6 protein-coding genes and 1 pseudogene are annotated in these 5,793 nt (G+C 71.1%); 1 reads left to right on the forward strand and 6 read right to left on the reverse strand.

Going from position 1 to position 5,793, the window contains the following annotated elements:
- Nucleotides 1-134 precede the first annotated feature (134 nt).
- Nucleotides 135-890 (forward strand): hypothetical protein, encoded by a 756-nt coding sequence (locus Q0L15_RS11160; RefSeq protein WP_296604379.1) that lies wholly within the window; start codon nucleotides 135-137, stop codon nucleotides 888-890.
- Between the two features lie 81 nt (nucleotides 891-971).
- Here the strand turns inward: Q0L15_RS11160 and Q0L15_RS11165 are convergent, their stop codons facing one another.
- The 6 genes and pseudogenes from Q0L15_RS11165 to Q0L15_RS11190 all read right to left on the reverse strand — a co-directional run.
- Nucleotides 972-2,021, reverse strand: a complete 1,050-nt coding sequence (locus Q0L15_RS11165) for an aspartate-semialdehyde dehydrogenase (protein ID WP_296604380.1) — start codon at nucleotides 2,019-2,021, stop codon at nucleotides 972-974.
- Nucleotides 2,018-3,292, reverse strand: a complete 1,275-nt coding sequence (locus Q0L15_RS11170; RefSeq protein WP_296604382.1) for an aspartate kinase — start codon at nucleotides 3,290-3,292, stop codon at nucleotides 2,018-2,020. The genes Q0L15_RS11165 and Q0L15_RS11170 overlap by 4 nt, the downstream gene beginning before the upstream one ends.
- Nucleotides 3,293-3,343: 51 nt before the next feature.
- Nucleotides 3,344-3,937, reverse strand: coding sequence for a DUF5063 domain-containing protein (locus Q0L15_RS11175; protein ID WP_296604384.1), 594 nt, complete (start codon nucleotides 3,935-3,937; stop codon nucleotides 3,344-3,346).
- Nucleotides 3,930-4,529, reverse strand: a complete 600-nt coding sequence (recR, locus tag Q0L15_RS11180) for a recombination mediator RecR (protein ID WP_296604385.1) — start codon at nucleotides 4,527-4,529, stop codon at nucleotides 3,930-3,932. The genes Q0L15_RS11175 and recR overlap by 8 nt, the downstream gene beginning before the upstream one ends.
- A 38-nt stretch (nucleotides 4,530-4,567) precedes the next feature.
- The gene (locus Q0L15_RS11185) at nucleotides 4,568-4,942 is read right to left on the reverse strand and encodes a YbaB/EbfC family nucleoid-associated protein (protein WP_296604387.1); all 375 of its coding nucleotides are present in this window, start codon (nucleotides 4,940-4,942) and stop codon (nucleotides 4,568-4,570) included.
- Between the two features lie 79 nt (nucleotides 4,943-5,021).
- Nucleotides 5,022-5,793: pseudogene (locus Q0L15_RS11190) on the reverse strand (DNA polymerase III subunit gamma/tau); the annotation flags it as partial.

A 5,793-nucleotide genomic window follows, 5' to 3' on the forward strand; every position in this document is an offset into this window, starting at 1 on the left:
GCGCGCCTCGTTCGGGACGAGGAGGCCGCAGGTTCAAATCCTGTCAGCCCGACCATCCAGCAGGCCCGGATCCGCACTGCGGATCCGGGCCTGCTGCGTCATCTGGGGCCGCTCCTCGTGGCACACTGCCGCACATGCCGGACACGATGGATGAGGAGCCCGGGAAGGACGCCGGCAAGGACGCCCCCTCCCTGGAGCTGCCCTCGCTGGGCTGGCGCCGCCGCCGGCGGCGCGCCGAGCCGACGACCGAACCGACAGCTGAGCAGCCGGTCCAGCAGCCGGTCGAGCAGCCGGTCGAGCAGCCGGTCGAGCAGCCGACGGTCGCGGACCCGGCTGTGGCCGAGCCCACCGTCGTGATCGAGCCCGTCGAGCCCGTCGCGCCCGTCGCGCCGGCGCCGGCTGTGACCGCACCACTCACCGCGGTCCCACAGGTGGACGCGACACCGGAGCCGGCACCGGAGCCCGCACCCGAGCCGGCACCCGAGCCGGAGCCGCGACCGCGCCGTGAGCGCGGGCCGGGGGGCCTGGGAGCCGTCGTGCTCACCGGCGTGGTGGTCGGGCTGGGCATCGTCGGCCTCACCTGGGCCTCGCTGCGCCTGTGCGAGGAGGTCCAGGGGACGTCGTCGTGCGGCGACACCGGCTACGGGCTGCTGATCGCGATCCTCGCCGCGATGATCGTCGTCGGTGCGCTGCTGCTGCGGCTGCTGCGCGTGCCCGAGCCGGGCAGCACCAGCTTCCTGGCGGTCGGGCTCACAGCCGTGCTGGCCCTGCTGTTCCTGGTCGACTCCCTCATGGACCGCCCCATGGTGGTGGTCATCCCGTTGCTCACCGCAGGCACGTTCGTGCTCGCGCACTGGGTGACGCGCACGTTCGCGACCAGCGGGCGTTGACCCGCCCGAAACTTTCGGGCGGATCAACCGCATCTGTCGACGAACCCCATTGACCCGCCCTGAACTTTCGGGCGGGTCAACTCAGCGCGAGGCGAGCAGCTCGGCGATCTGCACGGTGTTGAGCGCCGCGCCCTTGCGCAGGTTGTCGTTGGAGACGAACAACGCGAGGCCGCGATCGCCGTCGACACCCGGGTCGGTGCGCAGGCGCCCGACGTACGACGGGTCCTTGCCGGCCGCCTGCAGCGGGTTCGGGATGTCGGAGAGCGCGACACCGGGCGCGTCGGCGAGCAGCTCGGCCGCGCGCTGCGGCGTCATCGGCCGCTCGAACTCGGCGTTGATCGCGAGCGAGTGGCCGGTGAACACCGGGACCCGGACGCAGATGCCGGAGACGCGCAGGTCGGGGATGCCGAGGATCTTGCGCGACTCGTTGCGCAGCTTCTGCTCCTCGTCGGTCTCGTTCAGACCGTCGTCGACGATCGAACCGGCCATCGGCAGCACGTTGTAGGCGATGGTCCGGGCGTACTTCACCGGGTCGGGGAACGCGACGGCCTCACCGTCGTAGGCCAGCTCGCGCGCCTTGTCGCCGGCGGCCGCCACCTGGGTCGCCAGCTCGTCCACGCCGGCCACGCCGGAGCCGGAGACGGCCTGGTACGTCGAGGCGATCAGCCGCACCAGGCCGGCCTCGTCGTGAAGCGGCTTGAGCACGGGCATCGCGGCCATCGTCGTGCAGTTGGGGTTGGCGATGATCCCGCGGCCGGCCTCGAACACCGCAGCAGCGGCCTCGGGATTGACCTCCGCCACGACGAGCGGGATGTCGGGGTCCTTGCGGAAGGCGCTGGAGTTGTCGACGACGACCACGCCTGCGTCCACGAACTTCTGCGCCAGCGCCCGCGACGTGGCGGCTCCAGCCGAGAACAGCGCGATGTCGAGTCCGCTCGGGTCGGCGGTCGAGGCGTCCTCGACCACCACCTCGCGGCCGGCGAACGGCAGCACCGTCCCCGCGGAGCGGGCCGAGGCGAAGAACCGCACCTCGCCGACGGGGAAGTCGCGCTCCTCCAGGATCTGTCGCATCGCGACGCCGACCTGGCCAGTGGCCCCGACGACTCCGATGTTGAAGGTACGGCGACTCATCGACCGGTCCCACCGTAGACGACGGCCTCGACCTCTTCGGCGTCGAGGTCGAAGGCGGTGTGGGTGGCTCGCACCGCGTCGTCGACCTGGGCCTCCTGGACGATGACGGAGATGCGGATCTCGGAGGTGGAGATCATCTCGATGTTGACCCCGGCGGCGGCGAGGGAGGCGAAGAACTTCGCGGTGATGCCGGGGTGGGACCGCATCCCGGCGCCGATCAGCGAGACCTTGCCGATCTGGTCGTTGTAGAGCAGCTCCTGGTAGCCGACCTCGTGCTGGATCCGAGCCAGCGCGGCCATCGCGGTCTGTCCGTCGGCGCGCGGCAACGTGAAGGAGATGTCCGTGAGCCCGGTGGCGGCGGCCGAGACGTTCTGGACGACCATGTCGATGTTGATCTCGGTGGCAGCGAGCGCCTCGAAGATGCGGGCCGCCTCACCGACCTTGTCGGGGACCCCGACGACGGTGATCTTGGCCTCGCTGCGGTCGTGCGCGACGCCGGCGATGATCGCCTGCTCCATCTCTTCCTCTCCTGCCTTGCTGTCCGGGATGACCCAGGTGCCTTCCTTCTGGCTGAAGGAGGAACGCACGTGGATCGGCATGTCGTAGCGGCGGGCGTACTCGACGCACCGCAGGTGCAGGATCTTGGCCCCCGAGGCCGCCATCTCCAGCATCTCCTCGGTCGAGACCCGGTCGAGCTTGCGCGCGGCGGGCACGATGCGCGGGTCGGCGGTGAAGACGCCGTCCACGTCGCTGTAGATCTCGCAGACGTCCGCGCCGAGCGCGGCCGCCAGCGCGACGGCGGTGGTGTCGGAGGCGCCGCGGCCCAGGGTCGTGACGTCCTTGGTGTCCTGGGAGACGCCCTGGAAGCCGGCGACGATCGCGATCGCGCCGTTCTTGATGGCGTTCTCGATGCGGCCGGGCGTGATGTCGATGATCTTGGCCTTGCCGTGGGCCGAGTCGGTGATCACGCCGGCCTGGGAGCCGGTGAACGACTGGGCCTTGTGGCCGAGCTGGGCGATCGCCATCGCGACCAGGGCCATCGAGATCCGCTCACCGGCGGTGAGCAGCATGTCGAGCTCGCGCGGGGGCGGCAGCGGCGTCACCTGCTGCGCGAGGTCACGCAGGTCGTCGGTGGTGTCTCCCATCGCGGAGACGACCACGACCACGTCGTGACCGGCCTTGCGTGTGTTGACGATCCGTTGGGCCACCCGCTTGATGCCGGCGGCGTCCGCGACCGACGATCCGCCGTACTTCTGGACGACAATGCCCACGGTTGGTCCCTCTGCTCGACTGCTGGCTGGCTGCTCTACCAGCCGTCGAGTCTACCGAGGTGCGGGCTCGCCGCCCTCGAGCATCTCATCGGCGAGCGCGAGCTGCTCCTCCTCGACGACGAACTCGGCGTCGAGCCGGTCGTGGGCGACGATCGAGAGCAGCGCATTGAGGGCCGCCCCCGCGAGGTTGCCCCACGAGGCGACGTAGGAGAACTGCCACCACCAGAGTGCCTCCTCGACGTTGCCGAGGCGGTAGTGACGCAGCCCGTTCTCGAGGTCGGTGGCGATGCTGGTGAGGTCGTCGGAGAGCTGGCTCTCGACCACGTCGGGCACGTAGGGGTCGAACACGAAGCTGTAGGTGTCGACGCTGTCGAGCATCGTCGCCAGCCGCATCCGCATCTCGTCGAGGTCGGGCTCGGGCCCGACGTCGGGCTGGTACTCACCCGCAGGGTTGAAGTCGCGCTGCGCGCCCAATCGAGCGCCCGCGAGCAGCACCTGGCTGATCTCCAGGAGCAGCAGCGAGATCGCCCGACCGCCGTCGGCTTCGCGGGCGATGGCCTGGAGGGCGAGCAGGAAGCTCTCGACCTGGTCGGCGATCTGCTGGGCGAACTCCTCGGTCTCGTGGTCGAGCGTGGTCTCAGTCATCTGCTGATCGCCTTCCTGCGAATGCGCGGCCCAGGGTCACCTCGTCGGCGTACTCCAAGTCACCGCCTACGGGCAGTCCACTCGCCAACCGCGTCACGCGCAACTCCATCGGCTTGAGCATCCGGGTGAGATAGGTCGCCGTCGCCTCACCCTCCAGGTTGGGATCGGTCGCGAGGATGACCTCGGTGATGGTCCCGTCGGCGAGGCGGACCATCAGCTCGCGGATGCGCAGCTGCTCCGGCCCGATGCCATCGATCGGCGAGATCGCACCACCCAGCACGTGGTAGCGGCCGCGGAACTCACGCGTCCGCTCGATCGCGACGACGTCCTTGTACTCCTCGACCACGCACAGCACCGACGGGTCGCGCCGCGGGTCGCGGCAGATGCGGCACTGCTCGTCCTGGGAGACGTTGAAGCAGATGCTGCAGAACTTCACCTTGGCCTTGACCTCGATGAGCACGTCGGCGAGCCGACGGACGTCGGTCGGGTCTGCCTGCAGCAAGTGGAACGCGATCCGCTGCGCACCCTTGGGGCCGACGCCGGGCAGGCGGCCCAGCTCGTCGATCAGGTCCTGGACGACTCCCTCGTACACCTAGCGGTCACCGCCAACGGCGCCTGGGCAGGCCACCACTAGAAGCCCAGCTGACCGGGCATGCCGGGCATGCCCTCGGCTCCACCGGCGAGCGGGCCGAGCGCCTCACCGGCGAGGGCGTCGGCCTGGGCCTTGGCGTCGCGGTACGCGGCCACGATCATGTCGCCGAGGTCGGCGAGGTCGTCGGGGTCGCTCCCGTCGAAGCCGCCCGCCTTGATCTCGACCCCGACCAGCTCGCCGACGCCGGTCACCTTGACCGTCACGGCGCCGCCGGCCACGGTGCCGTCGACGACGGTCTCGGCGAGCCGCTCCTGGGCGCTCTGCAGCTGCTCCTGCATCTGCTGGGCCTGCTGGAGCAGCGCGTTCATGTCGAAGCCGCCGCCGCCGAGTGCGTCGAAGGGGTTCTGGCTCATCGGGTCACCTCTGGTCGATCGTGCGGGGTCGGACGTGCGGGGGTCGGACATGTGGGGGTCGGACGTGCGGCGCGGGCGTTCACTGGTGACGGATCTCCTCGATCATCCGCGCGCCGAGCTCGCGCTCGAGCAGCTCCGCGGTGCTCAGGCCCTGCTCGTCGGCGTCGAGGTCGTCGGGGCGCGCCTCGGCGTCCGCGGCTGCCCAGTCGGGGCCCTCTGCACGCGGCTCGTCGCCGCTGCGGGTCTGCTGGATCGCGCCGCGGGCGGCGGCGATCGACTCGGGGTCGGTGGTGCGGCGCGGCTCGGCCGGGGGCGCCGGCTCGGCCTCGGGAACGGGCTCGGCGGCGACGGCCGGCGTGGTGACCACCGGCGCGTCGGCTCGCGCCCCGGGATCGATGATCGTGTCGATGCGCCACGAGGCGCCGACGACGTCGATCGCCGCCTGGCGGAGGATCTCGTCGCACCCGCCGTTGACGAAGCTGTCGCGCGCTCCGGCGTTGGTGAAGCCCAGCGTGAGCGTCTGGGCGTCGACAGCCACGACCTGGCAGTTCTGGGTGAGGTGCATCCACGCGAGCCGCCGGCGCAGCTTGGTGGCGTCGACGATGTCGGGCCAGAGCCGGCGTACGTCGACCAGCGTCAGCGCGCCGGGCGTCGCCTCGGCGGCGAGCTCCGCCACCGGTGAGGGCACCGGGGCGTCCGGCTGTCGGACCGGCGCGGACGCGGACGGTTCGGCCACGGATGGTTCGGCCACGGACGGTTCGGTCACGGGCGCGGCGGGGCGCTCGTCGACGGCGGGGACGGGCTCGGGCGCCGTGGCCGGAGCGCTGGGAGCCGGAGTGCTGGGAGCCGGA

This window comes from Nocardioides sp. (genome assembly GCF_024509035.1).
Classification (GTDB): domain Bacteria; phylum Actinomycetota; class Actinomycetes; order Propionibacteriales; family Nocardioidaceae; genus Nocardioides.